This is a genomic window from Candidatus Symbiopectobacterium sp. NZEC135 (genome assembly GCF_025962695.1).
The window spans coordinates 1-2,119 of the sequence record NZ_JAGFPF010000247.1 but is presented as its reverse complement, the minus strand read 5'-3'; the positions used below and the strand labels follow the sequence as shown (position 1 = coordinate 2,119).

The window sequence follows — 2,119 nt, the reverse complement described above, 5'->3', positions numbered from 1 at the left end:
AATTGAGGCCAGCCTGGCGCGCTTAAACATTGAGGCTGTCGATATCTACATCACGCACTGGCAATCGGTGCCGCCCTATTTTACCCCGATCGCTGAAACCATGGACGCGCTCAATGCGTTGAAGAAAGAAGGGAAAATCAAGGCCATTGGTGCTGCCAATGTCGATGCCAGCCATATCGAAAGCTATTTGAAATATGGCGATCTCGATATTGTTCAGGCGAAATACAGCCTGCTGGACAGAGCGGTGGAACAGGATCTGCTGCCGCTGTGCCGCCATCATGGCATTGTGTTGCAGGTTTACTCTCCGTTAGAGCAAGGGCTGCTGACCGGGACCATTGCGCGCGATTATGTTCCCACCGGTGCGCGGGCCAACAAGCTGTGGTTCCAGCCGGGCAATATGACGCGAGTCATTGCTATGTTGGAACAATGGCAACCGTTGTGCCAGAAGTATCAGTGCTCCGTTCCCACACTGGCGCTGGCCTGGATCTTGGCTCAAAGCAACCTGATTTCTATTTTAAGCGGGGCCACATCACCGCAGCAGGTGCGTGAAAATGTGGAAGCGGCGAATATTCACCTCGAAGAGGGGGATGTGGCGCTGATGCGGGAAATGGCTGAAGCGTTGGATAAGTCACATTAATCGCGACAGTTACCTCTGTTTCAATATAAAAAGACATGATTTTTCTGTGATTCAGACATGTTTTTTTGAAAGTACATATGGTATGTGACATAATACGCAAATATCATGTTGTTAACGGAAACAGGGGTATTACTGTGGCAGCAAAAGATCGACTTCAATCGATAAAACAGATGGTCGCAAATGACAAGAAAGTCACCGTGACCCATTTGAGTCATCTTTTTCAAGTAACGGAAGAAACCATTCGTCGGGATCTCGAGAAATTAGAAGGTGAGGGATATCTCACCCGAACCTATGGCGGTGCGGTATTAAACGCCAGCAGCCTGACGGAGAATGTGCACTTCTATAAGAGAGCGAAATCTTTTATTGAAGAAAAACAGGCTATCGCATTAAACGCGCTGCCGTTTACCGAACACAAAACAACCATGGCTGCGGATTCCAGCACTACCGTGGTGGAATTATTAAAGCTGTTAAAGGAAAGGAACGACCTGACACTACTGACCAATTCAACAGAGGCCTTTCATGAATTGGCGCAGTCAGAAATCAATGTCGTTTCGACAGGCGGTGAGCTGAATAAAAATACGCTGTCGTTACAAGGACGCATTACCAAAGAAGTGATTGGAAAATATCACGTCGATATTATGGTGATGAGCTGTAAAGGATTGGATATGAACAGCGGTGCGCTTGATTCGAATGAAGCGGAAGCCGAAATCAAAAAGGCGATGATTCAGCAAGCCACCGAAGTGGCGCTGCTTATCGATCATTCGAAGTTTGATAAAAAGGCGTTCGTCAAGTTAGTGGATTTTAGTCATATAAATTACATTATAACCGATAAGACACCGGGCGATGAATGGGTTGATTTTTGCCATAAGAATAATATAAAACTGATATTTTGAATGTGTAAAATACGCATTCATTGAGCACATCGAGTGAATGTTATCTTATGCCTTGCGCATTGCCTGAGTGATTATTAATAAAAATAAGGCGATATACCCTACAGCGACAGAAATACTGATTGTCAGTTCTGACATCTTCTCTGTCGTTATACCCTAAATAATTCGAGTTGCAAGAAGGCGGCAAGTGAGTGAGTCCCGATGAGCTTACTCAGGTAAGTGATTCGGGTGAACGAACGCAGCCAACGCACAGGCAACTTGAAGTATGACGGTTATATCAGCCTTATATGACCAGGCAATGCACTGAGGCAATAACATGAAACATCATGATGGCATTGGCACGAGATTAGATCGTTTACCGGTATCTACGTTTCATTATCGTATTTTTGGCATTATTGGTTTTAGTTTATTACTGACCGGTTTTCTCAGTTATTCAGGCAATGTGGTGTTAGCCAAACTGGTTAGTAACGGTTGGTCTAACAACTACCTGAATGCGGCATTCACGTCCGCATTGATGCTGGGGTATTTTCTAGGTTCATTGTTGGGCGGTTTTATTGGCGACTGTCTTGGCAGACGCAAAGCGTTCCGCATG

2 protein-coding genes and 1 pseudogene are annotated in these 2,119 nt (G+C 45.4%); all 3 read left to right on the top strand.

Translation table 11 applies throughout. The annotated features are described in order from the left end of the window. The coding region (locus J5224_RS25480; RefSeq protein WP_264627994.1) for an aldo/keto reductase at positions 1-637 on the top strand (637 nt) is incomplete at its 5' end. A gap of 134 nt (positions 638-771) precedes the next feature. Then, the gene (locus J5224_RS25475) at positions 772-1,530 is read left to right on the top strand and encodes a DeoR/GlpR family DNA-binding transcription regulator (RefSeq protein ID WP_264627993.1); all 759 of its coding nucleotides are present in this window, start codon (positions 772-774) and stop codon (positions 1,528-1,530) included. A 313-nt stretch (positions 1,531-1,843) separates the two neighbouring features. Further along, positions 1,844-2,119 (top strand): annotated as a pseudogene (locus tag J5224_RS25470) (MFS transporter); the annotation flags it as partial.